The 26158-nt window shown below is 70.8% G+C and carries 26 protein-coding genes; 21 read left to right on the forward strand and 5 right to left on the reverse strand.

Annotation, left to right across the window (positions count from 1 at the left end):
• Positions 1–25: 25 nt before the first annotated feature.
• Positions 26–1132, reverse strand: a complete 1107-nt coding sequence (locus CWN80_RS07235; protein ID WP_040881266.1) for a sterol desaturase family protein — start codon at positions 1130–1132, stop codon at positions 26–28.
• A 228-nt stretch (positions 1133–1360) separates the two neighbouring features.
• On the opposite strand from CWN80_RS07235, the gene thrS reads away from it, so the two are divergent.
• Positions 1361–3409 carry a threonine--tRNA ligase gene (gene thrS, locus CWN80_RS07240; protein ID WP_007927499.1) on the forward strand — a complete coding sequence of 683 codons (2049 nt, stop codon included), beginning with the start codon at positions 1361–1363 and terminating at the stop codon, positions 3407–3409.
• A gap of 143 nt (positions 3410–3552) precedes the next feature.
• On the forward strand, positions 3553–4017 hold the full coding sequence (locus CWN80_RS07245; protein ID WP_007927497.1) for a GNAT family N-acetyltransferase: 465 nt from the start codon (positions 3553–3555) through the stop codon (positions 4015–4017).
• Between the two features lie 2 nt (positions 4018–4019).
• Here the strand turns inward: CWN80_RS07245 and CWN80_RS07250 are convergent, their stop codons facing one another.
• Positions 4020–4724 carry a DUF6882 domain-containing protein gene (locus CWN80_RS07250; RefSeq protein WP_040881276.1) on the reverse strand — a complete coding sequence of 235 codons (705 nt, stop codon included), beginning with the start codon at positions 4722–4724 and terminating at the stop codon, positions 4020–4022.
• A gap of 78 nt (positions 4725–4802) precedes the next feature.
• On the opposite strand from CWN80_RS07250, the gene CWN80_RS07255 reads away from it, so the two are divergent.
• The 6 genes from CWN80_RS07255 (at position 4803) to CWN80_RS07280 (ending at position 9285) form a co-directional block, all read left to right on the forward strand.
• The gene (locus CWN80_RS07255) at positions 4803–5357 is read left to right on the forward strand and encodes an HIT family protein (protein WP_007927493.1); all 555 of its coding nucleotides are present in this window, start codon (positions 4803–4805) and stop codon (positions 5355–5357) included.
• Between the two features lie 75 nt (positions 5358–5432).
• Positions 5433–6071 carry a phosphatidylinositol phosphate synthase gene (gene pgsA / locus CWN80_RS07260; protein ID WP_007927492.1) on the forward strand — a complete coding sequence of 213 codons (639 nt, stop codon included), beginning with the start codon at positions 5433–5435 and terminating at the stop codon, positions 6069–6071.
• Positions 6068–7003, forward strand: a complete 936-nt coding sequence (locus CWN80_RS07265) for a phosphatidylinositol mannoside acyltransferase (protein ID WP_128277075.1) — start codon at positions 6068–6070, stop codon at positions 7001–7003. The genes pgsA and CWN80_RS07265 overlap by 4 nt, the downstream gene beginning before the upstream one ends.
• Complete coding sequence (locus tag CWN80_RS07270) at positions 7000–8187, forward strand: glycosyltransferase family 4 protein (protein WP_007927484.1); 1188 nt, start codon at positions 7000–7002, stop codon at positions 8185–8187. Before CWN80_RS07265 ends, CWN80_RS07270 begins: the two co-directional genes overlap by 4 nt.
• Positions 8184–8756 (forward strand): hypothetical protein, encoded by a 573-nt coding sequence (locus CWN80_RS07275; protein ID WP_040881264.1) that lies wholly within the window; start codon positions 8184–8186, stop codon positions 8754–8756. The genes CWN80_RS07270 and CWN80_RS07275 overlap by 4 nt, the downstream gene beginning before the upstream one ends.
• A 37-nt stretch (positions 8757–8793) precedes the next feature.
• Positions 8794–9285, forward strand: a complete 492-nt coding sequence (locus tag CWN80_RS07280) for a hypothetical protein (RefSeq protein ID WP_128277076.1) — start codon at positions 8794–8796, stop codon at positions 9283–9285.
• 90 nt (positions 9286–9375) lie between these two features.
• On the opposite strand, the gene CWN80_RS07285 is transcribed toward CWN80_RS07280, so the two are convergent.
• Positions 9376–10710, reverse strand: coding sequence for an aminotransferase class I/II-fold pyridoxal phosphate-dependent enzyme (locus tag CWN80_RS07285; protein WP_007927030.1), 1335 nt, complete (start codon positions 10708–10710; stop codon positions 9376–9378).
• Positions 10711–10832: 122 nt separating this feature from the next.
• On the opposite strand from CWN80_RS07285, the gene pdxS reads away from it, so the two are divergent.
• The 11 genes from pdxS (at position 10833) to CWN80_RS07340 (ending at position 21823) form a co-directional block, all read left to right on the forward strand.
• Positions 10833–11726, forward strand: coding sequence for a pyridoxal 5'-phosphate synthase lyase subunit PdxS (gene pdxS, locus CWN80_RS07290; RefSeq protein WP_007927032.1), 894 nt, complete (start codon positions 10833–10835; stop codon positions 11724–11726).
• Entirely contained in the window at positions 11723–12325 is a 603-nt protein-coding gene (gene pdxT / locus CWN80_RS07295) for a pyridoxal 5'-phosphate synthase glutaminase subunit PdxT (protein ID WP_007927034.1), read from the forward strand. Before pdxS ends, pdxT begins: the two co-directional genes overlap by 4 nt.
• Before the next feature lie 44 nt (positions 12326–12369).
• Positions 12370–13131 carry a YebC/PmpR family DNA-binding transcriptional regulator gene (locus CWN80_RS07300; RefSeq protein ID WP_128277077.1) on the forward strand — a complete coding sequence of 254 codons (762 nt, stop codon included), beginning with the start codon at positions 12370–12372 and terminating at the stop codon, positions 13129–13131.
• 84 nt (positions 13132–13215) lie between these two features.
• Positions 13216–13752: a crossover junction endodeoxyribonuclease RuvC gene (ruvC, locus tag CWN80_RS07305; protein ID WP_007927045.1), complete on the forward strand. Its 537-nt coding sequence runs from the start codon at positions 13216–13218 to the stop codon at positions 13750–13752.
• Positions 13749–14345 carry a Holliday junction branch migration protein RuvA gene (gene ruvA, locus CWN80_RS07310; protein WP_007927046.1) on the forward strand — a complete coding sequence of 199 codons (597 nt, stop codon included), beginning with the start codon at positions 13749–13751 and terminating at the stop codon, positions 14343–14345. Before ruvC ends, ruvA begins: the two co-directional genes overlap by 4 nt.
• Positions 14342–15463: a Holliday junction branch migration DNA helicase RuvB gene (ruvB, locus tag CWN80_RS07315; RefSeq protein WP_238148108.1), complete on the forward strand. Its 1122-nt coding sequence runs from the start codon at positions 14342–14344 to the stop codon at positions 15461–15463. Before ruvA ends, ruvB begins: the two co-directional genes overlap by 4 nt.
• Before the next feature lie 136 nt (positions 15464–15599).
• Positions 15600–15896, forward strand: coding sequence for a preprotein translocase subunit YajC (gene yajC / locus CWN80_RS07320; protein ID WP_007927050.1), 297 nt, complete (start codon positions 15600–15602; stop codon positions 15894–15896).
• 1 nt (position 15897) lies between these two features.
• The gene (secD, locus tag CWN80_RS07325) at positions 15898–17787 is read left to right on the forward strand and encodes a protein translocase subunit SecD (protein ID WP_007927051.1); all 1890 of its coding nucleotides are present in this window, start codon (positions 15898–15900) and stop codon (positions 17785–17787) included.
• Positions 17784–19004: a protein translocase subunit SecF gene (gene secF / locus CWN80_RS07330; RefSeq protein ID WP_040881156.1), complete on the forward strand. Its 1221-nt coding sequence runs from the start codon at positions 17784–17786 to the stop codon at positions 19002–19004. The genes secD and secF overlap by 4 nt, the downstream gene beginning before the upstream one ends.
• Positions 19001–19531, forward strand: a complete 531-nt coding sequence (locus CWN80_RS07335) for an adenine phosphoribosyltransferase (protein WP_007927056.1) — start codon at positions 19001–19003, stop codon at positions 19529–19531. Before secF ends, CWN80_RS07335 begins: the two co-directional genes overlap by 4 nt.
• 9 nt (positions 19532–19540) lie before the next feature.
• Positions 19541–21823 (forward strand): RelA/SpoT family protein, encoded by a 2283-nt coding sequence (locus tag CWN80_RS07340; protein ID WP_007927058.1) that lies wholly within the window; start codon positions 19541–19543, stop codon positions 21821–21823.
• A 396-nt stretch (positions 21824–22219) separates the two neighbouring features.
• On the opposite strand, the gene CWN80_RS07345 is transcribed toward CWN80_RS07340, so the two are convergent.
• Complete coding sequence (locus tag CWN80_RS07345) at positions 22220–23593, reverse strand: DUF349 domain-containing protein (protein ID WP_238148109.1); 1374 nt, start codon at positions 23591–23593, stop codon at positions 22220–22222.
• Positions 23594–23649: 56 nt separating this feature from the next.
• On the opposite strand from CWN80_RS07345, the gene CWN80_RS07350 reads away from it, so the two are divergent.
• Positions 23650–24351, forward strand: coding sequence for an MBL fold metallo-hydrolase (locus CWN80_RS07350; protein ID WP_128277078.1), 702 nt, complete (start codon positions 23650–23652; stop codon positions 24349–24351).
• Complete coding sequence (gene hisS / locus CWN80_RS07355) at positions 24351–25721, forward strand: histidine--tRNA ligase (protein WP_007927063.1); 1371 nt, start codon at positions 24351–24353, stop codon at positions 25719–25721. Before CWN80_RS07350 ends, hisS begins: the two co-directional genes overlap by 1 nt.
• Before the next feature lies 1 nt (position 25722).
• On the opposite strand, the gene CWN80_RS07360 is transcribed toward hisS, so the two are convergent.
• The gene (locus tag CWN80_RS07360; protein WP_083853694.1) at positions 25723–26148 is read right to left on the reverse strand and encodes a helix-turn-helix domain-containing protein; all 426 of its coding nucleotides are present in this window, start codon (positions 26146–26148) and stop codon (positions 25723–25725) included.
• Positions 26149–26158: the final 10 nt, after the last annotated feature.

Genomic DNA, 26158 nt, shown 5'->3' on the forward strand with positions numbered 1-26158 from the left:
TCGCCCGTGGGCCTCGTTCCGGTACTCATGCCACGTGCTCCTCGTACTCACGGTCGCCGCGGAAGGGCATGAGGTGCTGGGCCACGAGCCCACGCGGCACCGTCTCCAGACGCAGCACGCCGTACTCCTCGGGCCAGCTGCCGTCACGCGGGAGCTTGAAGCTGCCCACGAGCATGTCGACGACCGGCAGGTGGATCGCGTAGTTGCGGTCCCAGTAGTCGACGTGGCGGGCGTGGTGCCAGTGGTGGTAGCGGGGCAGGACGACGAGGTACTCGAGCCAGCCGAAGCGGACCCCGATGTTGGCGTGGGCGACGACGGCCTGCAGCCCGACGATGATGACGTAGGCGTTGACGGCAGCGGCCGAGAAGCCGAGGACCATGAGCGGCAGCAGGACGATGCTGCGGGTCAGGACCGTCTCCGCGAGGTGGACCCGCGAGCCCGCGAGCCAGTCGAGGTCGCGGCTCGAGTGGTGCACCGCGTGGAAGCGCCAGAGGGTCTTCACCCGGTGGTAGGCCCGGTGCAGCACGGCCTGGGCCAGGTCGGCGACGAAGACCGCGAGCAGGACCTGCAGCCACAGCGGCATCCCGACGACGAGCGCCTTGACCGGGTCGACCGCGATGGCGGCGGCCACCGTCGTCGTGGAGGCCGTCACGAGGATGAGGATGAACTGCACGAGCACGTGGCTGAGGAAGAAGTAGCAGATGTCGGTGCGCCAGCCGCCCCGCAGCACCGGGTGAGGGCTGTGGGCCAGGTAGCGCTCGAGCGGGATGAAGACGATCGCGGAGAAGAAGAGCGAGAGGATGAACCAATCCACCCCGAGCGAGTAGGGCGTCGCCTCGACCTTGTCCAGCGGCACCGAGGTCCCGCCGAGCAGCACCGCGGCGGTCGCCGAGGCCAGGCCGGTGAGGGCGAGCCGGCGCCGCTGATCGGCGAGCACCGCGACGGTCCCGGCGACGAAGGTCGTGACGAGCCCGACGAGGAGCAGGCCGCGGGCGAAGTCCGACGTGTAGACCGGCCGGAACTCCTGGCTGGTCAGCGCCTCGGGGAAGTGGAAGCACAGCACGGCGAGCAGGCTCAGGACCCCGCACCAGACGGCGGTGTGGGGGAGCAGGATGCGGTCCTTGGCGAACATGATCCGACCGTAGGGAGGACGAAGGGGGTCGCACATGGGGTCTGCTACTCACCGTGGGCTTCGAGACGCCCGCTGGGCGGACTCCTCAGCCAACCCGGGGAGGCGCCCGCTGCGGACTCCTCAGCCAGCGGCACGGTGGGGCGAATGCGTTGGGGGGTCCCCCCTTCGCGGGGATAGAGTTCGACGGGTGCCCGCCCGGGCACCTGAACCCGTCCCACAGGAGTCCACGTGTCTGCCCAGATCACCATCACCGTCGCCGGCGACGAGCGATCGGTGGACCAGGGCACTACCGCGGCCGATCTCTTCGAGGGGGACCGGGCGGTCCTCGTGGCCCGGGTCAACGGCGAGCTGCGCGACCTCGCGCACGAGCTCGCCCAGGGTGACGTCGTCGAGCCCGTCACCGCCCAGGAGCAGGACGGCCTCGACGTCCTGCGCCACTCCACGGCCCACGTCCTCGCGCAGGCGGTCCAGCAGATCAACCCCGACGCCAAGCTCGGCATCGGTCCGCCGATCCGCGACGGCTTCTACTACGACTTCGACGTCGCCGAGCCCTTCACGCCCGAGGACCTCAAGGCCCTCGACAAGGCGATGCAGCGGATCATCAACGAGGGCCAGACCTTCGTGCGCCGCGAGGTCAGCGACGACGACGCGCTCGTCGAGCTCGAGCACGAGCCCTACAAGTGCGAGCTCATCGGCCTCAAGGGCGGTGCCTCCGACGACGCTGCCGAGGGTGCCTCCGTCGAGGTCGGCGGTGCCCAGCTGACGATCTACGACAACGTGCGCCGCGACGGCACCCGCGCCTGGGGCGACCTGTGCCGCGGCCCGCACGTGCCGACCACCAAGGTCATCGGCAATGCCTACAAGATCATGCGCAGCGCCGCGGCCTACTGGCGCGGCAGTGAGAAGAATCCGCAGCTGCAGCGCGTCTACGGGACCGCCTGGCCGAGCAAGGACGAGCTCAAGGCCTATCTCGACCGCCTCGCCGAGGCCGAGAAGCGTGACCACCGCAAGCTCGGTCGCGAGCTCGACCTGTACTCCTTCCCCGACGAGATCGGCTCCGGCCTGCCCGTCTTCCACCCCAAGGGTGGGGTCATCAAGCGGGAGATGGAGGACTACGTCCGTCAGCGGCACATCGAGGAGGGCTTCGAGTACGTCGGGACCCCGCACATCGCCAAGGAGGGGCTCTTCCACACCTCCGGCCACCTGCCGTACTACGGCGAAGGGATGTATCCCCCCTTCGACGTGGACGGCATGGACTACCGGCTCAAGGCGATGAACTGCCCCATGCACAACCTCATCTACCGGAGCAAGCAGCGCTCGTACCGCGAGCTGCCGCTGCGCCTCTTCGAGTTCGGCCACGTCTACCGCCACGAGAAGTCCGGCGTCATCCACGGACTGACCCGTGTGCGCGGCTTCGCCCAGGACGACAGCCACTCCTACGTCACCAAGGAGCAGGCGCCCGACGAGATCCGCCACCTGCTCGACTTCATCCTCGGGCTGCTGCGCGATTTCGGTCTCGACGACTTCTACCTCGAGCTGTCCACCCGGGACGAAGGGGGCGACAAGAGCTCGAAGTTCATCGGCAGCGACGAGGACTGGGCCGAGGCGACGTCCGTCCTGGAGAGCGTATGCCGCGAGACCGGGCTCGAGCTCGTGCCCGACCCTGGCGGCGCCGCCTACTACGGCCCCAAGGTGTCGGTGCAGGCCCGTGACGCCATCGGCCGCACCTGGCAGATGAGCACCATCCAGTACGACTTCAACCAGCCGTCCGCGGACCGCTTCGCGCTCGAGTACCAGGCTGCTGACGGCTCCCGCCAGCAGCCGGTGATGATCCACTCGGCGAAGTTCGGCTCGATCGAGCGCTTCATCGGGGTCCTCGTCGAGCACTACGCCGGCGCCTTCCCCGTGTGGCTCTCGCCGGTGCAGGTGCTCGGTGTCCCGGTGGCCGAGGAGTACAACGACTACCTCTGGGACGTGCTCCAGCAGATGCGGGCGAAGGGGATCCGCGTCGAGCTCGACGACAGCGACGACCGCTTCCCCAAGAAGATCCGCAATGCGAGCAAGGCCAAGGTGCCCTTCACGCTCATCGCCGGTGAGGAGGACCGCAGCAACAACGCGGTCTCCTTCCGCTACCGCGACGGGTCCCAGGAAAACGGGCTGCCGATCGAGACCGCCATCGAGCGGATCCTCGCGGCCATCGAGGCCAAGGACCAGGTGACGTCGGCGCCGAGCCTGACCAACCCCGGCCCCGACGCCGCCCCTGCCGGCACCATCTGACCCGCTCCGCCTGACCGGCCTGCGCATTTCCCTAGGGAAATGCGCAGGCCGGTGGTGATTTCCCTAGGGAAATGTGGGGTCTGGTGGTGATTTCCCTAGGGAAATGCGGACGGTGGGGGCGGTCCTTGGCTAGGTTGCGGGGCATGACGACCCGGATCCGGCCGATCGAGCGCGACGACGCCCTGTCGCTCGCGGCCCTTCGCCTGCAGCAGGACCGGGAGGTGGGCCGGGCGACCCGACCCGGCTTCCTCACCGACTACGCCGACGCCCTCCTGGCGGACTTCGACGGCTACCGAGGATGGATCGCCGAGGAGCACGACGGCCGACCGGTCGGGTGCGTCCTCGCCCACCGGGTGCGGAAGCTGCCCACCCTCGGGCACGTCGGACGACCCGAGTGGTGGTACGTGCAGCAGGTCTTCGTCTCGACCGACCGCCGCCGCGAAGGGGTGGGTCGCCGCCTCCTGCACGCGGTGCAGGAGGCGGCCACCGCCGAGCGGGTCCGCTGGGTGCGGCTGAACTCGAGCGACGCGGGGCGACCGCTCTTCGACGCGGTGGGATTCACCGGGCCGGTCGACCGGCTGCGCGAGTGGGTCCCGCCGAAGGCCTGACGTCAGCCCTGTGCGTGCAGGCTCATGCTCGCGTTGGTGATCCGCTGCTGGTCGTCGAGACGGAAGGTGATCGAGCCGGTCTCGTCCGACAGGACGATCTGCTGCCCCTGGTCGTCGACCGAGAAGCCCTCGCGGTGCTCCGCGAGACCGAGGACAGCCGAGCGGTGGTCGGTGATGATCCCGCTGGTGAGCACCGGCTCGACGCGCGAGGCCACCTGCATGAGGCTCGGCTCCGGGACGTCGATGCCCTCGAGCACCATGACGAGTCGGGTACCGCCGCCGGCGTTCACCGTGTAATAGGGGGAGATGCGCGTCGCCTCGACGCCCACGCAGGCGGCGAGGTGGCCCAGGTGGGCCGTCGTCGCCGCGATGTCGTTGCCGGCCTCGAAGGGCAGCTCCGGCGACGTGAGGTCGGTGATGCCGAAGCGCTCGCCGAGCTCCTTGACCCGGCCGGCCACCTCACCGCCGCCCTGGGGGTGTGCCCAGCCCCAGAGCATCGACTTCGGTCCCGGGGCGACCGAGGCAATGAGGTGGCAGCGAGCGGTGAGGGTGCGCTCGGCGCCGACGAACTGCAGCGTCCCTTCCTGCAGGTGCCCGGCGATCTGGTGGTCGCCCACCTGCTCCTCGAGCGTCTCGGCGAGCAGCGTCTGGCGGAGGGTGGCGTAGTAGGCGGCCCGGTTGGCGACATTCTGCAGTCCTGGATGCATGTCGCCATCCTGCCGCGACCCGACCCCCGTGACGAAGGGGGAGGACTCCCCTTCGTCACGGCGTGACAGGATCGGCGCATGACGCAGCACGACCACCCGACCGAGGACGACCGCTCCCTCGTGGGCGTGCCCGACGGCTTCGACCGTCTCTGGACGCCCCACCGGATGGCCTACGTGACGGGGGAGCGGCCGAGCGACGAGGCGGGGGACGGGTGCCCCTTCTGCGTCGCCCCCGACAAGGAGGACGCCGAGGGGCTGGTCGTCCACCGCGGCGAGACCTGCTTCGTCGTCATGAACCTCTTCCCGTACAACGCCGGCCACGTGCTCGTCTGCCCGTACCGGCACGTCTCGCTCTACATCGACCTCACCGACGAGGAGACCGCCGAGTTCACCGCTCTCACCAAGGCGGCGATCCGTGCCCTGCAGGCCTCGTCCAACCCCCACGGCTTCAACCTCGGGATGAACCAGGGCGCCGTGGCCGGGGCCGGCGTGGCCGCCCACCTGCACCAGCACGTCATCCCGCGATGGGGTGGCGACATGAACTTCCTGCCCATCGTCGCGCAGACCAAGGCCCTGCCGATCCTCCTCGAGGACGCCCGGCAGGCCCTCGTGGCGGCCTGGCCGCCGGCGTAGCCCAGCGGCCGGGGTGCACCGACGCCAGCGCGGCGGTCGGGGCAGCGGCCCGTGCGCGGTTACGCTTGACCCGCCATGCTCAATCGATACGCGCGCGCCGCGGTCACCCGGATCCTCACCCCGGTGGCCAAACTCCTCAACCGCTGGGGTGTCAGCCCCGACGTGGTGACGATCCTCGGCACCATCGGGGTCTGCGTCGGCGCGCTCGTCTTCTTCCCGCGGGGACAGCTGCTCGTCGGGGTGCTCGTCATCACCGCCTTCGTCTTCTCCGACACGATCGACGGCGTCATGGCCCGCCTGCTGGGGCGCACGAGCAAATGGGGGGCCTTCCTCGACTCGACCCTCGACCGGATCGGTGACGCCGCGATCTTCTCCGGCCTGGCAATCTGGTTCTTCCAGGGCGGCGACGACCGCGTCATGTCATGGCTGGCCCTGGCCTGCCTCGTGCTCGGCAGCGTCGTCTCCTACGCCCGAGCCCGCGCCGAGGGACTGGGCATGACGGCGAGCGTCGGCATCGCCGAGCGGGCCGACCGCCTCGTCGCGGCGCTCGTGACCACGGGGCTCGTCGGCCTCGGGCTGCCCGAGGTCGTCCTCAAGGTGGTGCTCGCGGTCCTCGCCGTGGCGAGCGTCATCACGATCCTCCAGCGGGTCCTCTTCGTGCGTCAGCAGGTGCTGGCCGAGGAGGCTGCCGACTCGACGCCCGCGACGTCGTGAGCCGCCTGCGGCACCGGGCGACCGTGTGGGCCTTCCTCCTCGCGTGGCGGGTGCTGCGGCTGCTTCCGGAGGGGCTGGCCTACCGCCTCTTCGACCTTGCCGCCGACCGCACGTACGCGGCGAACTCCGGCTCGGTGCGGCGGCTGCGCGCCAACTACGCCCGAGTGCGCCCTGAGCTGACCGCCGCAGAGCTCGAGGCGCTCGTGGCGAAGGGGGTGCGCGCCGCCCTTCGCTACTACGTCGAGGCCTTCCGCCTGCCGGCGGTCACGGGGGAGCAGGTCGACTCCCGGGTCCGCTTCGAGGGGGCGATGCCGCAGCTCAAGGAGCACCTGCGTGCGGGCCGGCCCGTCCTGGCCTTCCTCGGTCACACGGGCAACTGGGACCTCGCCGGGGTCTGGTGCGCACGTCACCTGGGGACCGTCGTCACGGTGGCCGAGCGGTTGGAGCCCGAGGAGATGTTCCGCGCCTTCCTCGACTACCGCGAGAGCCTCGGCATGGTCATCCACCCGGCCGAGCACGGGACCTTCGCGCGGCTGCGCGAGCAGCTGGCGACGGGGGAGCCGGTCGTCATGCCCCTCCTCGCCGACCGCGACCTGTCGGCCACCGGCGTCGAGGTCGACCTGTGCGGGCACCGCGCGCGCATGGCCGCCGGGCCGGCAGCGCTGGCGGTGGAGACCGGCCTGCCGCTCTACCCCGTCACCCTGCGGCACGAGCGCCTCGGGCGCACCTGGGGCATGGTCGTGACGATCCACGATGCCGTCGACGTGCCGTCGGCGGAGTGTGCTGACGCCGTGGGGCGCACGACCCAGGCCTGCGCCGATGCCTTCGGCCGGGCCATCACCGAGCACACCGAGGACTGGCACATGATGCAGCGGGTCTTCGTGGAGGACCTCGACCCCGCACGTGACGCGGAGCGACGGAGGGCGGCATGAGGGTCGGTCTCGTCAGCCCGTACTCCTTCGACGTGCCCGGAGGGGTCCAGTTCCACATCCGGGACCTCGCTGACTACCTCGTCGCCCACGGGCACCACGCCTCGGTGCTCGCACCGGCCGACGAGGGCACCGAGCTGCCGGACCACGTCGTCCCCGCCGGGCGTGCCGTCCCGATCCGGTACAACGGGTCGACGGCTCGACTGCTCTTCGGGCCCGTCGCCGCGGCCAAGGTCAGCCGTTGGCTCGAGGAGGGCGACTTCGACGTCGTGCACATCCACGAACCCCTGGCGCCGAGCCTGTCGGTGCTGGCACTGTGGGCCGCGTCGAGCCCGGTGGTCGCGACCTTCCACACCTCCAACGTCCGCTCCCGCGTCATGCAGGCGGCATACCCGCTGCTGCGCCCGTCGTTGGAAAAGATCCACGGGCGGATCGCCGTCTCGGAGGATGCGCGACGCACCGTGACGACCCACATCGGTGGCGACGCGGTCGTGATCCCCAACGGCGTCGACACCGGAGTCTTCGCCCGGGCGACCCGCGACCCGCGCTGGTCCGGGGCTCCGGGGCGGCCCACCCTGGTCTTCCTCGGCCGCATCGACGAGCCGCGCAAGGGCCTGCCCGTGCTCGCTGCCGCGATGCCCGCGATCCTCGACGCGATACCGGGCGCCCGGCTCCTCGTCGTCGGGCCGGGCAGCGTCGAGTCCGCCCGGGCCCGGCTGCCCGAGCGGGTCCTGGCTGCGACGGAGTTCCTCGGGGCGCTGTCCGACGAGGACAAGGCGAGCGCTCTCGCCTCGGCCGACCTCTACATCGCGCCGCACACGGGCGGGGAGAGCTTCGGCATCGTCCTCGTGGAGGCGATGGCGGCCGGGGCCCCGGTCCTGGCGAGCGACCTCTCCGCCTTCCAACGGGTGCTCGACGCCGGCCGGTCGGGCATGGCAGGGGCGCTCTTCGCCAACGAGAGCGCGGAGGACCTCGCGGCTCGGGCGGTGGAGCTGCTGCGCGACCCGGCACGGCTGCGGGTGCTGTCCGAGCGTGGCCGCACCCGTGCGCAAGCCTTCGACTGGCAGGTCGTCGCCCGCGAGATCGTGGCCGTCTACGACACGGTCGTCGACGCGGGTGGCCACCAGCGTCAGGTCACCCGGCTCCGCCCGGGCCTCGACGCCCGAGCGGGAGGGGGGCCGCGATGACTGCGGTGAGCTGGATCGTCGTCGCCATCTGCCTCGTCCTCGTGCTCGCGTGGTACCTCTCGTACAGCGCGGCACGCCTCGACCGCCTGCATGCCAAGGTGGAAGGGGCCCTGTCCGCCCTCGACGCCCACGTCGTCCGGCGTGCCGAGGCGAGCCTCGAGCTGGTCAACTCGGGGGCGATCGATCCCGCGAGCGGATTCCTCATCGCCGCGGCAGCGAGCCAGTCGCTCGAGCGGGTCAACGAGCACACCTTCGAGTCGGACCTGCTCGAGGGACAGCACTTCGCCGGGCGCGAGAGCGTCGAGAGCGAGCTGACGGAGGCCCTGCTCGCCGCGCTCCCGCCCGAGGTGGTGCTCGAGGTGACCTCGGCCGGCGGTCCCGGCGCCGCTGCCCTGGACCGGGTGCGCGAGGCCGGACTGCGCGTGCAGCTGGCTCGCCGCTTCCACAACGACGCGGTCAAGGAGGTCCAGCGAGTCCGGGCCAAGCGTGTCGTCCGTGTCTTCAGGCTGGCCGGCCACGCCGACCTCCCGCAGACCGTCGAGTTTGACGACGCCCTGCCCTCGGCCTGATCTGGCGCCACGGCCCCCGCTTGGGCATGATCACCCCATGACCCTCGCGGATCTCACCCTCTTGGCTCCGGTCAACGGGCTGCTCGGCCTCGCCGGCATGCCTCGTCTGGCCCTCGAGCACCTGGTCGCCGCCCAGGCCGTGCTCCTCGTCGGCGACCAGCTGGCCGCAGCACTGCCGGCCCGCAGGCGTCGGCGTCGCCGTAGCCGCGGAGGAGGCATCGGCTTCTTCGGCCTGTGCTGCTGCATCCTCCCGATCGTGGTCGTCGGTGTCGTCGGCTACCTGCTGTGGAAGCGCAGCCAGAACGGCGGCAACACCCAGGTCGTCGGGGGGCATCAGCCCTTCGCTGCCGGTCACCAGGTCCCGCCGCCCCCGGGCGGCACCCCCCAAGCACCGCCGCCCCCCGGTGCCTCGGACCAGGTGCCCCCGCCCCCGAGCAGCACCCACCCGGTGCCTCCGCCCCCGAGCTCCTACCCCGCACCCCCGCCCCCGAGCGGGACCTCGACCCCGGAGGGCCCCACCCAGCCCTAGCTGCACCGACCGTGCTGGATCAGCGGTCGCAGGCTGGGGGTCGGCCCGACTCATGGAAAAGTCCCGACTCCTCAAGGACCGCGACCAGACTCAGGCCGAGGCGCTCGCTGCCTCGACGATGTCTGTCGCCAGTCGGTCAGTCTCCTCCTCGTCGAGGTCGTGGACCGTGAGTCGCAGGTGCCGTGAAGGCGCGGCGTCGTCCTCGAGGCTGAACTCGCCGCCCGTGCGCACGAGCCAGCCGCGCCGGGTCAACCGCTCGGCGACCGGTGCGGCCGGCACGGGGAGCTCGACCCACAGGCTCATCCCGTCGCCGGCTACCGTGGGCAGGCCCCGCTCGGTGAGCACGGCGGCGAAGTCGGTGTTGCGCCGCGCGTAGTAGCGACCGGCGTGCTCGATGAGCTCGAGCGAGTCGCCGTCGGTCATCACCGCGTGGGTGATGCGCTGCAGCAGGTGGCTCACCCACGTCGTGCCCGGACTCAGGCGCATCTCGAGGCGTGAGGCGGTGTGCTCGTCGCAGGCCGTCACCGCGAGGCACATGTCGGGTCCGGCGAACTTCGAGACCGACCGCACGAGGGCCCACCGCTGGTGGTCCGGGCCGATGATCGAGTGGAAGGGCTGCTGGGAGAGGTACGAGTAGTAGTCGTCCTGGATGACCAGGACGTAGGGGTGGTCAGCGAGCACCGCGCGCAGCTGCTCCGCCCGACCTGCGGTGAGCGAGGCCCCTGTCGGGTTCTGGGCCCGCGGGGTGCTGACGACGGCCCGCGCCCCCTGGGCCAGGGCCCGGCGCAGACCGTCGACCGTCATGCCCTCGGCGTCGACGGGCACCGGCACGGCGCGGTACCCACCGAGCTGGGCGAGGTGGATGCTCGCGAGGAAGCAGGGGTCCTCGAGGGCCACGACGTCGTCGCGCAGCAGGGCCTGGGCGAGGAGTCGCTCGACCGCGTCCACGGCACCGCTGGTGAGCGTCAGGTGGAGGTCCGACGGACCGGTCGGCAGATCAGGTGCCATCCACCCTTCGGCCCACGCCCGCAGGTCACGGTCGATCGTCGGCTCTCCGTAGAGGACGGGCCGGCGACCGGCCGCCGTGGCGAGCGCCGGTGCGAGGTCGGGGATGAGGCGCGGGTCGGGGTTGCCGTTGCCGACGTCGCGCAGCGCGCCTGACGGGGCGTAGCCCTCCTGCGGCACCCGGGTGCGACGGGCGACCCGGGTGCCGGCACGGCCCTGGGAGACGACGACGCCGGACCGGGCCAGGTCACGGTAGGCCGCCACGGCCGTGTTGCGGTTGATCCCGAGCTGCTCGGCGAGCGCGCGCACCGGGGGGAGGGCCGCTCCGGGAGCAAGCCGCCCCCGCTCGACGAGGCCGCGGATGCTCTCGGCGATCTCCGCCGCGGTGCCTCCGGTGATCTGCGCTGCGTCGGTACCCACGAGCGTGAGTCTAGGTGCAGGGACCACCCTCCGGACGGTCGCCCGATCATTGTCCTGTGCCGTGCTAGGTTCTGGCCTAGATCAAAAGCGCCACACCCGTGGTCACGACGAGGGAGCACAGCATGAGCACGCAGACGACGACCGGGACCGCACGCGTCAAGCGCGGCATGGCCGAGATGCTCAAGGGTGGCGTCATCATGGACGTCGTCACGCCGGAGCAGGCGAAGATCGCCGAGGACGCCGGCGCTGTCGCCGTCATGGCCCTCGAGCGCGTCCCTGCGGACATCCGCGCCCAGGGTGGCGTCTCCCGCATGAGCGACCCCGACATGATCGACGGGATCATCGAGGCCGTCTCGATCCCGGTCATGGCCAAGGCGCGCATCGGCCACTTCGTCGAGGCGCAGGTCCTCCAGTCGCTCGGTGTCGACTACATCGACGAGTCCGAGGTGCTCACCCCGGCCGACTACGCCAACCACATCGACAAGTGGGGCTTCACCGTCCCCTTCGTCTGCGGTGCGACCAACCTGGGCGAGGCGCTGCGCCGCATCACCGAGGGCGCCGCGATGATCCGTTCGAAGGGCGAGGCCGGCACCGGTGACGTGTCCAACGCGACGACCCACATGCGGCAGATCCGGCAGGAGATCCGCCGGCTGCAGGGGCTGGCCGAGGACGAGCTGTACGTGGCGGCGAAGGAGTTGCAGGCCCCCTTCGAGCTCGTCAAGGAGGTGGCGGAGTCCGGCAAGCTGCCCGTCGTCCTCTTCACCGCCGGTGGCATCGCCACGCCGGCCGACGCCGCGATGATGATGCAGCTGGGTGCCGAAGGCGTCTTCGTCGGCTCCGGCATCTTCAAGTCGGGCAACCCGGCACAGCGGGCCGAAGCGATCGTCAAGGCGACGACCTTCCACGACGACCCCGACACCCTGGCCAAGGTCTCCCGCGGGCTGGGCGAGGCCATGGTCGGCATCAACGTCGACGAGCCGGCCCGCTCCATCCAGTTCGCCGAGCGCGGCTGGTGACGACGCCCTCCATCGGCGTCCTCGCCGTCCAGGGCGACGTCCGGGAGCACCGGGCCGCGCTCGAGGCGGCGGGGGCGCGCACGGTCGCCGTGCGCCGGCCCGACGAGCTCGCGACGCTCGACGGCCTCGTCCTGCCGGGTGGTGAGTCGACGACCATCGACAAGCTCACCCGCACCTTCGGGCTGCGGGACCCCCTTCGCGCTCGGATCGCCGACGGGCTGCCCGTTTACGGCAGCTGCGCCGGGATGATCCTCCTTGCGGACCGGATCGTCGACGGGCACCCCGACCAGCAGACCCTCGGGGGTCTTGACCTCACGGTGCGGCGCAATGCCTTCGGACGACAGGTCGACTCGTACGAGACCGACCTCGAGGTGACGGGTGTCGACGGAGGGCCGGTCCGCGCGGTCTTCATCCGAGCGCCGTGGGTCGAGCAGGCCGGTCCGCAGGTCGAGGTGCTCGCGACCGTCGGGGCGAAGGGGGCGGACCGTCCCGTCGTCGTGCGGCAAGGGCGACTCCTCGCCACGAGCTTCCACCCCGAGGTGACCGGTGACGCCCGGGTACACCGTCTCTTCGTCGAGATGGTGCGCGCGGCCGCGTAGGATCGACCCTCGGACCACCTGCCAGCAACATCGAGGAGACCAACGTGTCCGGCCACTCCAAGTGGGCAACCACGAAGCACAAGAAGGCGGCGATCGACGCCAAGCGCGGCAAGCTCTTCGCCAAGCTCATCAAGAACATCGAGGTGGCGGCGCGGACCGGCGGCGGCGACCTGGCCGGCAACCCCACGCTCTACGACGCGGTCCAGAAGGCCAAGAAGAGCTCGGTCCCCAACGACAACATCGATCGCGCCGTCAAGCGCGGCTCCGGCGCCGAGGCCGGTGGCGCCGACTGGGAAAACATCACCTACGAGGGCTACGCCCCCGGCGGCGTCGCGATCCTCATCGAGTGCCTCACGGACAACAAGAACCGCGCGGCGACCGAGGTCCGCACCGCCCTGTCCCGCAACGGCGGCAGCCTCGCCGACCCCAACTCGGTGGCCTACCTCTTCAACCGCAAGGGCGTCGTCATGGTGCCCAAGGCGGAGAAGGGGGAGGACGAGCTCCTCGAGATCGTCCTCGAGGCGGGGGCGGAGGAGATCAACGACTTCGGCGAGACCTGGCAGATCGTCTCCGAGGCGACCGACTTCGTCGCCGTCCGCACCGCGCTGCAGGAGGCGGGCGTCGACTACGACTCCGCCGAGGCCTCCTTCCTGCCGAGCATGCAGGTGCCGCTCGACGCCGAGGGCGCCAAGAAGATGATCCGCGTCGTCGAGGCCCTCGAGGACAGCGACGACGTCCAGGACGTCTACACCAACGGCGACATCTCCGACGAGGTCCTCGCCCAGCTCGAGGCCGACGAGGAGTGATCCGGCGTGTCGGCGGCGCACCCGTCGTCGCCGACACGTAGCCTCGTAGAACAGGTGTTCTAGTCGAGGTCGGAGGAGGTCCCCGTGCGCGTGCTCGGCGTGGACCCCGGCCTGACCCGGTGCGGCCTCGGCGTCGTCGAAGGGCAGTCCCGCGCCCTGCGCATGGTGGCCGTCGGCGTCGTGCGCACCTCCAGCGAGCGCGACACCGGCGAGCGGCTCGTCTACGTGCAGGACCAGCTCGACGCCTGGCTCGACCGTTTCGAGCCCGATGCCATCGCCCTCGAGCGGGTCTACGCGGCCGACCACGTCCCGACGGTCATGACGACCGCCCAGGTCAGTGGTCTGGTGCTGCTCGCCGGGGCCAGGCGCGGGCTCCCCGTCACCCTCCACACGCCCACCGAGGTCAAGGCAGCCGTCTCCGGCTCCGGCCGGGCAGACAAGGCGCAGATCACGACGATGGTCACCCGCATCCTCTCCCTCTCCGAGCCGCCGAAGCCGGCCGACGCGGCCGATGCCCTCGCCCTCGCCATCTGCCACCAGTGGCGGGGTGCGGGCACCGCCCGACGCGAGCTGGCGGCAGCCAGCGAACGGGCCCGACTGCGAGCGGTGGCCGGCTCGTGATCGCCTCCGTCACCGGCACCGCCCAGCACGTCGGGCTCGACCGGGTCGTCGTCGACGTCCACGGCGTCGGTCTGCTCGTCCACACCCCGCCGGCCGTGGCGGCCGGGTGCCGCACCGGTGCCGCGGTCGAGCTGGCGACGAGCATGGTGGTCCGCGAGGACTCGATGACCCTCTACGGCTTCGCGACGCCGGGGGAGCGCGACACCTTCGAGCTGGCCCAGACCGTGACCGGGGTCGGGCCACGGGTCGCCATGGCCATCCTGTCCGTCCTCAGCCCGGAGCAGCTCGCGGCGGCGGTGGCGGGCGACGACATCGCGACCCTCACCAAGGTGCCCGGCATCGGCAAGAAGGGGGCCGAACGCATCGCCCTCGAGCTGCGCGACAAGCTGCCCCACGTGCCCGGGGGCGAGGGAGCGCCCAGCGGGGTGTCGGCCCCCACCACCGGCTGGCAGGACCAGGTCACGGAGGCACTCGTGGGTCTGGGCTACTCGGCCAAGCAGTCCGCAGACGCGGTCGCCGCCGTGGCCGACGAGCACGAGGGCGGCGACGTCTCCCGCGCACTGCGCGCAGCCCTGCAGGTGCTCGCCCGATGAGCGGCTTCAGCTCCGAGATGCGGGTGGCCGACGAGGACCCCCGCGAGGGCGACGGCTCCTTCGACGCCACCGCCCGCATCGTCGACGCCGGCGGCACCGACGACGACTCGACCGTGGAGGCCGCGCTGCGGCCCCGCCGCCTCGCGGAGTTCCCCGGTCAGCCCAAGGTCCGCGACCAGCTCGGCCTCGTCCTCGAGGCGGCCCGCCGACGTGGCGCACCCCCGGACCACGTGCTGCTCTCCGGACCTCCAGGCCTGGGCAAGACGACCCTGGCGATGATCGTCGCCGCCGAGCTGGAGCAGCCCATCCGCGTCACGTCGGGGCCGGCGATCCAGCACGCAGGAGACCTCGCGTCGGTGCTGTCCTCCCTCGTCGAGGGGGAGGTGCTCTTCCTCGACGAGATCCACCGGATGTCCCGACCCGCCGAGGAGATGCTCTACCTCGCCATGGAGGACTTCCGGGTCGACGTCGTCGTCGGCAAGGGGCCGGGGGCCACGGCCATCCCGCTGGAGCTGCCCCCCTTCACCGTCGTGGGGGCGACCACCCGCGCGGGCCTGCTGCCGGCGCCGCTGCGCGACCGCTTTGGCTTCACGGGTCACCTGGACTTCTACGACGTGCGCGACCTCGAGCAGATCCTCGCGCGCAGCGCCCGGCTCCTCGGGGTCGCCGCGGACGAGGACGCTCTCGCCGAGATCGCCCTGCGCTCCCGGGGCACGCCACGCATCGCCAACCGCCTGCTGCGCCGCGTGCGGGACTGGGCCCAGGTCCACGGCACGGGCCAGGTCGACCTCACGGCGGCCCGGGCAGCCCTCACCCTCTTCGACGTCGACGAGGCCGGCCTCGACCGGCTCGACCGCGCGGTGCTCGACGCGATGTGCCGACGCTTCGGAGGCGGACCCGTCGGACTGTCGACGCTCGCCGTCGCCGTGGGGGAGGAGACCGACACCGTCGAGACGGTCGCCGAGCCCTATCTCGTGCGGGAGGGCTTCATCGTCCGCAGTCCGCGCGGTCGGCTGGCCACGGCCGCGGCCTGGCAGCACCTCGGGCTCGCCCCGCCCGACGGTGAGCAGATCCCCCTTCCCATCCCGCATCGCTCCGACAGCGGCCGGCTCGGCTGATCGGGCACCCCGCCACCGTCGTGTCCGTTGGAGACGTCACGACCGCTGACCTAGACTCGACCACTGGCTCGGGTCCCCCCGAGCCGCTGTGACGTCGGCGTCGACCTCGCAGCCCCGACCCAGGAAGTCCGCACCCATGAACCAAGGCTCGCAGAGCGCCAGCCTGATCCTGCTGATCCTCCCGCTGATCCTCATCGGATTCATGCTCTGGACCACGCGACGTCGGCACAAGACCATGGCGGAGTTCACGGCCTCCCTCCAGGTGGGGGAAGAGGTCTTCACGACCTCGGGCATCTTGGGGCGCATCACCGAGCTGGACGACGAGCGGGTGCGCCTCGAGGTCGCCCCCGGCACCGTCCTCACCCTGGACCGACGAGCGATCGGCATGAAGGTCGAACCCACCGACACCACCGAGCAGGGCGGGCAGGACTGACATGGCGGAGCGCCGACGCACCAAGGACGTGGCCCGCAAGGACCACGCCAAGCGCACCCTCGTCTGGCTCTTCGCTGGGATCATCGTCCTCACCGGAGCCCTCGGGTACGGCGTCTGGCAGAAGGACGCGTCCTGGGCGCCGCGGCTGGGGCTCGACCTCGCCGGTGGCACCCAGATCGTCCTCGAGCCGCGCGTCGAGGGCGGTGGCACCGTCTCGCAGCAGCAGCTCGCCGAGGCCCGCGATATCATCGTCCAGCGCATCGACTCCCAGGGCACCACCGGTGCTGAGGTGACCACGCAGGGCGACTCCAACATCGTCGTCGCCATGCCGGGGACCCCGACCAAGGAGCAGGAGGACGCCATCGCGGCGTCCTCGCAGATGCAGTTCCGCCCCGTGCTCGCGACCGACATCGGCAGCGAGGAGATGCTCGAGCCGACCCCGAGCGGCAGCGCCACCTCGGGCTCGTCGAGCCCGACCTCCGGCTCGTCGAAGAGCTCGTCGCAGACCTCGCAGCCGAGCGCCAGCCGCAGCAGCTCGACCTCCGCCTCCCGTGACCGGCAGCGCACGGCCGAGCCGGAGCCGAGCTCCTCCACCTCGGGCAAGAGCTCGGGCTCGGCGACCTCGTCGAAGAGCTCGTCGGCCACCGGGTCGTCGACCGCTCCCGCCCAGGACTGGAAGCCGACGGCCGAGCCGACCGGCCCGATCGACCCCAACAACATCAGCAGCGACCTGTGGAAGGACTTCCAGGACCTCGACTGCTCGAAGCCTCCGGAGGAGACTCCCTCGACGAAGACCGACGAGGCCATCGTCGCCTGCAAGCAGGACGGCTCGCTCAAGTACGTGCTCGGTCCGGTCGTCGTCGCCGGTACGGAGATCGCCAATGCCGAGGCGGGCTACCGCGTCGGCCCGCAGGGCCAGCAGACCAACGAGCCCGAGATCTCCCTGACCCTGACGAGCAAGGGTCGCGGTGAGTACGGCGACGTCTCCAAGGACATGGTCCAGCTGCCCGGGCTGTCGCCCGCCAACCCGACCAACCCGCCCGGCAAGTACAACGCACTGGCAGCCGTCCTCGACTCGCAGGTGCTCATCGACCCCGGCTTCAACGAGGCCATCCCCAACGGTCAGGCGAGCATCTCCGGCTTCACCATCGAGGAGGCCAGGAGCCTGGCGAAGTCGCTGAAGTTCGGAGCCCTCCCGCTCTCCTTCGACGTGCAGACCCGTCAGGAGATCAGCCCGACGCTCGGCTCGGAGCAGCTGCGCTACGGGATCATCGCCGGCATCATCGGCCTGCTCATCGTCTTCGGCTACGCCCTGGTCCAGTACCGTGCGCTCTCGGTCGTGGTCGTGGGCTCGATGGTCATCGCCTTCGGCATCACCTACCTGGCCATAGCCCTCCTGTCATGGGGCTACAACTATCGCCTCGACATGGCGGGCGTGACCGGTCTGATCATCGCCATCGGCGTCACCGCGGACAGCTTCATCGTCTACTTCGAGAGAGTGAGGGACGAGCTGCGCGAAGGGAGAAACCTGCGTGCCGCCGTCGAGGCCGGCTGGGCGCGTGCCAAGGGCACCATCCTCGTGGCCGACGGCGTCAACTTCCTCGCCGCCGTCATCCTCTACGTCCTCGCGAGCTCGGGTGTGCGGGGCTTCGCCTTCACGCTCGGCCTGACGACGATCATCGACCTCGCCATCTTCTGGCTCTTCACGCACCCGATGCTCACCATCCTCGCGCGCGGCAAGTTCTTCTCGTCGGGGCACCGGTGGTCCGGCTTCGACGTCAACACGCTGCGGGAGGCCAAGGTCCGGTACAAGGGCCGTGGCAACTTCGACATCGAGGGGACCGACCGTGACAACCCGGCGACCGTGCCGGCCGAGGGAGGCGCGCGATGAGCCGCATGGCGGACTGGGGCAATGACCTCTACACGGGCAAGCGCTCGATCGACTTCGTCGGTCGCTCGCGCACCTGGTACCTGTGGTCGGCCCTGATCATGGTCGTCGCAGCCCTGGGCTTCGTCGTCCAAGGCCTCAACCTCAGCCTCGAGTTCACCGGCGGCTCCGAGTTCCGGGTCGCGACCCAGTCGGCGCCCAGTGACTACGAGCAGCGGGCGACCGACGCCGTCCGCGAGGTGGCCGGTGGCGACTCGTCGGCCAATGTCTCGACACTCGGTGGCAGCACCGTGCGGGTGCAGACCGAGGAGCTGAGCAACGACGAGGCCCGTCAGGTCTCGCGTGCCCTGGCCACGGCCTTCGACGTCGAGACCAACAAGGTCAGCTCCAACTTCATCGGTCCGTCGTGGGGCAAGTCGGTGAGCCAGCAGGCACTGCGCGCCCTCGTCGTCTTCCTCGTGCTGACGACCGCGATGATGGCGCTGTACTACCGCAACCTCAAGATGGCCGTGGCGTCGATGATCGCCCTCGCCCACGACATGCTCATCACCGTCGGCATCTACACGTGGACCGGCTTCGAGGTCTCCCCGGCGACGATGATCGGCTTCCTCACGGTCCTCGGCTACTCCCTGTACGACACGGTCGTCGTCTTCGACCACGTCAAGGAAAACACCCGTGCGGCCTTTGCCAACCGACGGATGAGCTTCGCCGACGCGGCCAACCTCGCGGTCAACCAGACCCTCGTCCGGTCGATCAACACGACGGTCATCGCCAACCTGCCGGTGCTTGCGGTCATCATCATCGGCTTCGCGGTGCTCGGCCCCGGCACGCTGCTCGACCTGTCGCTGGCGCTCTTCATCGGCACCACGGTCGGCGCCTTCTCCTCGGTCTTCATCGCGACCCCGCTCCTCGTGGACCTGCGCCGCAAGGACCCGGAGGTCGTCAAGCTGGCCGCGGACGCCGACAAGCACCAGGCCCGTGAGCAGCGGCGCTCGCCCGTCCTGGCGACGTCGGTGCCCGCGGACAGCTCGGAGTCGGCCTCGTCGCCCTCCGGCACGTCGGCGACGACGCCTGCGTCGGGCGACAGACAGGACGCCGAGCCCGTCGACACCGACGGGCCGCAGACGGTGACCGGGCGCAAGGTGCACAAGTACGCCCAGTCGGGCGGGCCACGCAACCAGCCGAAGAAGACCCCGCGCAACCGTCGGGGCACGTCGTGACGGACGCCGCCCTGCAGGACCGCATCCGTGCGGGTCTGCGGGACGTCCCGGACTTCCCCGAGCCGGGCGTGACCTTCAAGGACATCACACCGCTCCTGGCCGACGCCGAGCTCTTCGCGGCGGTCGTGGAGGCCCACGCCGAGCCGTGGCGGGGGAAGGTCGACCGAGTCGCGGGGCTCGAGGCCCGCGGCTTCATCTTCGGCGCGGCCATCGCGCTGCACCTGGGGGTCGGCTTCGTGCCCGTGCGCAAGGCCGGCAAGCTGCCGGGGGAGACGGTCGGGCTCGACTACGCGCTCGAGTACGGCACGGCGCGCATCGAGGTGCACGCCGACGCGCTCACGCCGGGTGCCAGCGTGCTCGTCGTGGACGACGTGCTCGCCACGGGTGGCACGGCCGCCGCGGCGTGCACGCTCCTCGAGACCTGCGGCGCACAGGTGCCGGGGGTGGAGGTCCTCGTCGAGCTGGAGGCCCTCGACGGACGTCGCGCACTGGCAGGCCGTGCCGTGCGGAGCCTGCTCACGGTCTAGGCTCACTCCATGAGCGAGCGCAACACCGGCGGCGGGTTCTCCCCACGGTCCTTGGCGCGCGCCTCGCTGGCCCGCATCGGCAGCGGGCGCGCGGCCACTCCGGGGGTCCTGGACCCGCTGCTGCAGATCGTGCGCCAGAGCCACCCCAAAGCCGACCTGTCAGTCATCGAGCGCGCCTACGACGTCGCTGAGCGCGCTCACCGTGATCAGGTCCGCAAGAGCGGCGACCCCTACATCACCCACCCGCTGGCGGTGGCCACGATCCTGGCCGAGCTGGGCATGACCCCCGTGACCCTGGCCGCAGCACTGCTCCACGACACGGTCGAGGACACCGACTACTCGCTCGATGACCTCGAGGAGGAGTTCGGCTCGGAGGTGGCCAAGCTCGTCGACGGCGTCACCAAGCTCGACAAGGTGACCTACGGCGACAACGCGCAGGCAGAGACCGTGCGCAAGATGATCGTCGCCATGGCGCGCGACATCCGGGTCCTCGTCATCAAGCTCGCCGACCGGCTGCACAATGCGCGCACGTGGCGGTACGTGTCCGCCGGGTCGGCCCAGCGCAAGGCGCAGGAGACCCTCGAGATCTATGCGCCGCTGGCCCATCGCCTCGGGATGAACACCATCAAGTGGGAGCTGGAGGACCTCGCCTTCGCCACCTTGTACCCGAAGGTGTACGAGGAGATCGTCCGGCTCGTCGCGGAGCGAGCACCTGCCCGCGAGGAGTACCTGACGACCGTCAAGGCCCAGGTGGTCACCGACCTGCGCGAGGCCCGGATCAAGGCCACGGTCACCGGGCGGCCCAAGCACTACTACTCCGTGTACCAGAAGATGATCGTCGGCGGCCGCGAGTTCGGCGAGATCTACGACCTCGTCGCCGTGCGCGTCCTGGTCGACACCGTCCGTGACTGCTACGCGGCGCTCGGTGCACTCCACGCCCGCTGGAACCCGCTGCCTGGGCGCTTCAAGGACTACATCTCCTTGCCGAAGTTCAACATGTACCAGTCGCTGCACACGACGGTCATCGGACCTCAGGGCAAGCCGGTCGAGATCCAGATCCGCACCCACCAGATGCACCGACGCGCCGAGTACGGCGTCGCCGCCCACTGGAAGTACAAGGACCGTGGCAACCCGGACGGCGGCAAGGTCGACGACGGGCAGATGGGGGAGATGGCCTGGCTGCGTCAGCTCCTCGACTGGCAGCGCGAGACGGCCGACCCCAGTGAGTTCCTCGACTCCCTGCGCTACGAGATCAACACGCGCGAGGTCTACGCCTTCACGCCGAAGGGACAGGTCATCGCGCTGCCGGCCGGGTCGACCGCGGTCGACTTCGCCTACGCCGTGCACACCGAGGTCGGGCACCGCTGCATCGGCGCCCGCGTCAACGGTCGCCTCGTGCCCCTCGACTCTCCGCTGGAGAACGGCGACGCCGTGGAGGTCCTCACCTCGAAGGCCGAAGGAGCGGGGCCGTCGCGTGACTGGTTGAACTTCGTCCGCTCCGCCCGTGCGCGCAACAAGATCAAGCAGTGGTTCACCAAGGAGCGCCGTGAGGAGATGGTCGACTCCGGCAAGGAGGCCATCGCCAAGGTCGTGCGCAAGCAAAACCTGCCGCTCCACCGCATCGTCACCGTCGAGAGCCTCACGGCCGTCGCGAGCGAGCTTCGGCGGCAGGACGTCGACGGGCTCTACGCCGCGGTCGGGGAGGGGCACGTCTCCGCCCAGCACGTCGTCTCACGCCTCATCGCCGCCGCCGGGGGTGAGGACGGTGCGACCGAGGACCTCGCCGAGGCGACGCTGCCGGGCCCCGTCGGCCGCAGCCGGAACTCGAACAACGACCCGGGTGTCGTCGTCAAGGGCATGGAAGACCTCTGGGTCAAGCTCGCCAAGTGCTGCACGCCCGTCCCCGGGGACGAGATCATGGGCTTCATCACGCGCGGCAACGGCGTCTCCGTGCACCGGGTCAACTGCCCCAACGCGACCTCGCTGAAGAAGGAGTCCGAGCGGCTCATCGAGGTCGAGTGGGCGCCCAGCAGCTCGAGCGTCTTCCTCGTCCAGGTCCAGGTCGAGGCTCTCGACCGGGCCGGTCTGCTCTCCGACGTCACCCGGGTGCTCTCGGAGTCCGGAGTCAACATCCTGTCGGCAGCCGTGCAGACGTCACGTGACCGCGTGGCGATCCTGCGGTTCACCTTCGAGATGGGGGAGGTCGCGCACCTCAGCCACGTCATGCAGCAGGTCAAGCGCATCGAGTCCGTCTTCGACTGCTTCCGCATCTCCGGCGGGTCGAGCAAGTAGGGCTGACGCCGGTTCCTGAGGAGAAGAGAGCCCGACCCCAGACCGGTCCCTGAGGAGAAGGGGGCCCGACCCCCGACCGGTCCCTGAGGATAAGGGGGCCCGACCCCCGACCGGTCCCTGAGGAGGTCGCGCAGCGACCATCTCGAAGGGCCGGGGACCATGCCCGCTCCCGTGGAGGTGCGGCGGCGAGCTGCCGAAGTCCTTCGTCGTCGTGTGGTCACGTCGTCGTCCTCGACTTCGGCTTGACGCTGCGCCACCGCGCCTCCACGTCCGCTGTGCTGCGGTCCGCTCTGCAGGGGTGACGGACCCTTCGAGACGCTGCGGCCGCAGGCGGCCTTGCTCCGGTTCCTGAGGAGGCGTGCCAGCGGCGTCTCGAAGGGCAGGGACCGTGGGGGGTCAGCCGCCGAACTCGTCGAGGCCCTTGCGGGCCTGGTCGAGCCACGCCTGCTGGGCGGCCAGTTGCTCACGCAGCTTCGTCGCCTTCGCGGCATCACCCTTGGCCTCTGCAGCGTCCGCATCGGCCTGCAGCTCGGCGACCTTCGCCTCGAGCTGGGAGGCCAAGGAGCTGGCTCGGGCGGACAGCTCGGGGTTGGACGAGGACCACTTCTTGTCCTCGACATCGCGCACCGCCTGCTCGACCCGCTGCATCCCCTTTTCCATCCGGGAGACGTCAGCGCGCGGCACCTTGCCCGCGGCCTCCCAGCGGTCCTGGATGGAGCGGAGAGCGGCCTTCGTCTTGTCGAGGTCCTTGACCGGCAACAGCGCCTGGGCCTCGGCGAGCAGGCCCTCCTTGACCGCGAGGTTGCCCTGGTGGGCCTCGTCCTCCTTGGCCGCCTCGGCGTCCTTGGCGTTGAAGAAGGCGTCCTGCGCGGTGCGGAAGCGCTCCCACAGCTTGTCGTCGTCCTGGCGCCCCGCACGACCCGCCCGGCGCCACTCGTCCATCAGCCGCTTGAAGGCACCGGCCGTGGCGTTCCAGTCGGTCGAGGTGGACAGCCGCTCGGCCTGGACGACGAGGTCCTCCTTGACCGACTTGGCCTCCCCACGACTCTGCTCGAGGTGGGCGAAGTGGGCGCGCCGGGTCTTGTCGAAGCCGTTGCGAGCCTTCGAGAAGCGCTGCCACAGTGCGCTCTCCACGTCCTTGTCGAGGCGCGCCTTGCCCCGCTGGTGCGCCTTCCACTCGTCGAGGAGGGCCCGCATCCGGGTCGTCGACTGCTTCCAGTGCACGTTGTCGACGGGCTGGGCGGCGATCTGCTCGGCCTCGGCGACGATCGCCTCGCGCTCGGCCGCAGCGACCTTCTTGGCCTCGGCGCGGACAGCGGACTCGGTCTGACGCTTGGCGGTCAGGCCTTCTTCGAGCTCGGCGACGAGCGCACTCAGAGCCGGCAGGTCGCCGACCACGTTGGGCTGCTCCGCGTGCTCCCGCAGGGTCTTCAGGCCGTCACCGATCTCCTTGGCGGAGACGTCGGGGACGTCGAGACGCTGGCGCAGCAGGGTGGCGGAGGCGAAGAGCTCGTCGTACTTGCGGGCGAAGTACTGCAGGGCCTCCTCGGGGGTGGCGCCGGGGTAGGAGCCGACCTCGCGTTCGCCCTCTCCGTCCTTGACGAAGACCTTGCCCTCCTCGTCGACCCGGCCGAAGTCAGCGGAGGCCGAGTGGTCCGTCGTCATCGCGGGGGCCTCGGCGGCGGGGGTCGGGGTCGGGCGGGGGGCCATGCGGGCCAGTGCCGCAGGCGAGGGCGCCGAAGGGCGCGGGGCGTTGGTGTCGTCACTCACAGGCCCGAGGTTACCCATTCACGTGACCGGGCGGGGCGCGCACGTAGGGTTGGACCGTGCTGACCATCCCCTTCCCGGCGCAGGCCTTCGGGACCAACTGCTACGTCATCGCCGACGGCCCGGGCGAGGAGTGCATCATCGTCGACCCGGGCATCGGCATCGAGGAGACCTTGCGCGAGGTCCTCACGACGCACCGGCTCAAGCCGGCGGCGGTCCTGCTCACCCACGGCCACGTCGACCACGTCTTCTCCGTGACACCCGTCTGCGGTGGCGAGCTCGCCGCCTACATCCACACCGATGACCGCTACCGCCTCGTCGACCCCCTCGGCTCCTCCTCCCTCGGGCCGGCGCTCAGCGGCATGCTCGAGCAGCAGTTCGGCAAGAAGGCCACCTGGCGCGAGCCCGAGCGAGTCGTCGAGGTGACCGACAGCGAGACGGTGAGCGTCGCAGGCATCGACCTCGAGGTGCTGCACGCACCCGGGCACACCGAGGGCTCGGTGATGTTTGCGATGCCGCGCGTGCCGGACGGCGTGCCCGCCGACGCGGAGGTCGACCGCACGCTGATCACGGGCGACGTGCTCTTCGCCGGGTCGATCGGGCGGACCGACCTGCCGGGCGGGTCGCACGAGGCGATGCAGGACTCCCTCCGTCGGGTGGTCCATCCCCGCCCCGACTCCAGCCTCGTCCTGCCCGGCCACGGACCCGCGACGACGCTGGGCCGTGAGAAGGCGACCAACCCGTACCTGCAAGGACTGTGATGACCCACCCCGCCGCCCGCCCCACGAAGGTCACCCCGCTCTCCGGCTTTCCCGAGTACCTGCCCGAGCAGCGCATCGTCGAGCAGCACTTCATCGACGTCATCCGCTCGACCTTCGAGCTGCACGGTTTCCCGTCGATCGAGACCCGCGCGGTCGAGCCGGTCGAGCGGCTTCTCGGCAAGGGCGGCGACGCGGACAAGGAGATCTACGGGATCCACCGCCTGGCCGATGACGAAGGGGGTGCCGCCGGCGGTCGCGAAGGCCAGCTCGGACTGCACTTCGACCTCACCGTCCCCTTCGCCCGGTACGTCGTGGAAAACGCGGGTCGGCTCAACTTCCCCTTCCGCCGTCACCAGATCCAGAAGGTCTGGCGCGGTGAGCGGCCGCAGGAGGGGCGCTACCGCGAGTTCACCCAGTGCGACATCGACGTCGTCGACGCGGGTGAGCTGGCGCCGCACTTCGAGGCCGAGATGCCGCTGGTCATGGCGGAGATCTTCGCCAAGCTGCCCATCCCGCAGATGATCATCCAGGTCAACAACCGCAAGATCCCCGAGGGCTTCTACCGGGGTCTGGGCATCGACGACGTGGCGGGCACGCTGCGCATCGTCGACAAGCTCGACAAGATCGGGCCGGACAAGGTGGCCGCCCTGCTCGTCGAGGCGGGTCGCACCACGGAGCAGGCGCAGGCCTGCCTCGACCTCGCGGCCATCCGGACCGAAGACACCACCTTCGTCGACCGGGTGCGTGCCCTGGGTGTGGAGAACCCCGTGCTCGACGAGGGTCTGGCCGCACTGGCCGCGGTCATCGAGACCGGGGCCGCGGCGGCGCCCGGTGCGATGGTCGCCGACCTGCGGATCGCCCGCGGCCTGGACTACTACACCGGCACCGTCTACGAGACGCAGCTCGTGGGCTACGAGTCGTGGGGGTCCTTCTGCTCCGGTGGTCGGTACGACGAGCTGGCCACCGACGGCAAGACGACCTATCCGGGGGTGGGCATCTCGATCGGCTTGTCGCGCCTGCTGGGTCTCCTCCTCGGCAAGGGGCTGGTCGGGGCCACCCGGAAGTCGCCCTCGGCGGTCCTCGTGGCCGTCACGGACGAAGGGAGCCGCCCCCGCTCCGTGGCCGTCGCGACGGCGCTGCGGGCGCGCGGCATCCCGTGCGAGGTCGCCCCGGCGGCGGCGAAGTTCGGCAAGCAGATCCGCTTCGCCGAGCGTCGCGGGATCCCGCATGTGTGGTTCCCGGGTGCGAGAGACTCCGGTGGCGACCAGGTCAAGGACATCCGCTCCGGCGAGCAGGTGGATGCCGCGGCCGAGTCGTGGACCTGCCCCGTCGAGGACCTGCAGCCACGAGTGGTCGCCCTGGGGGAGTGAGCTAGCTCGCTGCACGACGCCAGATCCCCTCCGGCCCGGGGAGCACCGGGTCCTGGCGGCGGTTGCGTGCGGCGGGCCCCGTGACGGCCCCCGAGGGGAGGGGGTCGTCGTCGCTCGCGTCGACGAAGGCCACCCTGTAGCCCACCTCCGCCAGCAGGCTCACGACCGCGCCGAAGGGGAGCGACGCGGCGTCGACCTCCATCCGGCCCACCGTGGCTGGGCTCCACCCGAGGCGGGTGGCCAGCTGCCGCTGGGTCAGCCGATGGAGTCGGCGAAACCGGCGTGACAGCAGGCCGACCCTGCGTCCGGCGGCCACCCACCTGCGCTCCGCGCACGGCCACGAGGGGCAGGCGGTGCAGGGCTCGTAGTCGTCGGGTGCGGTGCCGACCGGGCACGACATGGGGCAGGCGATCGGTGACTGGTCCATGCGTCGATGC

It is taken from the genome of Janibacter hoylei PVAS-1 (assembly GCF_004025845.1).
Lineage (GTDB): Bacteria > Actinomycetota > Actinomycetes > Actinomycetales > Dermatophilaceae > Janibacter > Janibacter hoylei.

Bases quoted from the DNA above. Each gene is read 5' to 3' on its own strand.
- CWN80_RS07270 (WP_007927484.1), top strand. From the start codon at position 7,000: ATGAGGGTCGGTCTCGTCAGCCCGTACTCCTTCGACGTGCCCGGAGGG.
- ruvB (WP_238148108.1), top strand. From the start codon at position 14,342: ATGAGCGGCTTCAGCTCCGAGATGCGGGTGGCCGACGAGGACCCCCGC.
- secF (WP_040881156.1), top strand. From the start codon at position 17,784: ATGAGCCGCATGGCGGACTGGGGCAATGACCTCTACACGGGCAAGCGC.
- CWN80_RS07245 (WP_007927497.1), top strand. From the start codon at position 3,553: ATGACGACCCGGATCCGGCCGATCGAGCGCGACGACGCCCTGTCGCTC.
- secD (WP_007927051.1), top strand. From the start codon at position 15,898: ATGGCGGAGCGCCGACGCACCAAGGACGTGGCCCGCAAGGACCACGCC.
- CWN80_RS07360 (WP_083853694.1), bottom strand. From the start codon at position 26,148: ATGGACCAGTCACCGATCGCCTGCCCCATGTCGTGCCCGGTCGGCACC.
- yajC (WP_007927050.1), top strand. From the start codon at position 15,600: ATGAACCAAGGCTCGCAGAGCGCCAGCCTGATCCTGCTGATCCTCCCG.
- hisS (WP_007927063.1), top strand. From the start codon at position 24,351: ATGACCCACCCCGCCGCCCGCCCCACGAAGGTCACCCCGCTCTCCGGC.
- CWN80_RS07340 (WP_007927058.1), top strand. From the start codon at position 19,541: ATGAGCGAGCGCAACACCGGCGGCGGGTTCTCCCCACGGTCCTTGGCG.
- CWN80_RS07255 (WP_007927493.1), top strand. From the start codon at position 4,803: ATGACGCAGCACGACCACCCGACCGAGGACGACCGCTCCCTCGTGGGC.
- CWN80_RS07275 (WP_040881264.1), top strand. From the start codon at position 8,184: ATGACTGCGGTGAGCTGGATCGTCGTCGCCATCTGCCTCGTCCTCGTG.
- CWN80_RS07250 (WP_040881276.1), bottom strand. From the start codon at position 4,724: ATGCATCCAGGACTGCAGAATGTCGCCAACCGGGCCGCCTACTACGCC.
- pdxS (WP_007927032.1), top strand. From the start codon at position 10,833: ATGAGCACGCAGACGACGACCGGGACCGCACGCGTCAAGCGCGGCATG.
- CWN80_RS07235 (WP_040881266.1), bottom strand. From the start codon at position 1,132: ATGTTCGCCAAGGACCGCATCCTGCTCCCCCACACCGCCGTCTGGTGC.
- pgsA (WP_007927492.1), top strand. From the start codon at position 5,433: ATGCTCAATCGATACGCGCGCGCCGCGGTCACCCGGATCCTCACCCCG.
- CWN80_RS07280 (WP_128277076.1), top strand. From the start codon at position 8,794: ATGACCCTCGCGGATCTCACCCTCTTGGCTCCGGTCAACGGGCTGCTC.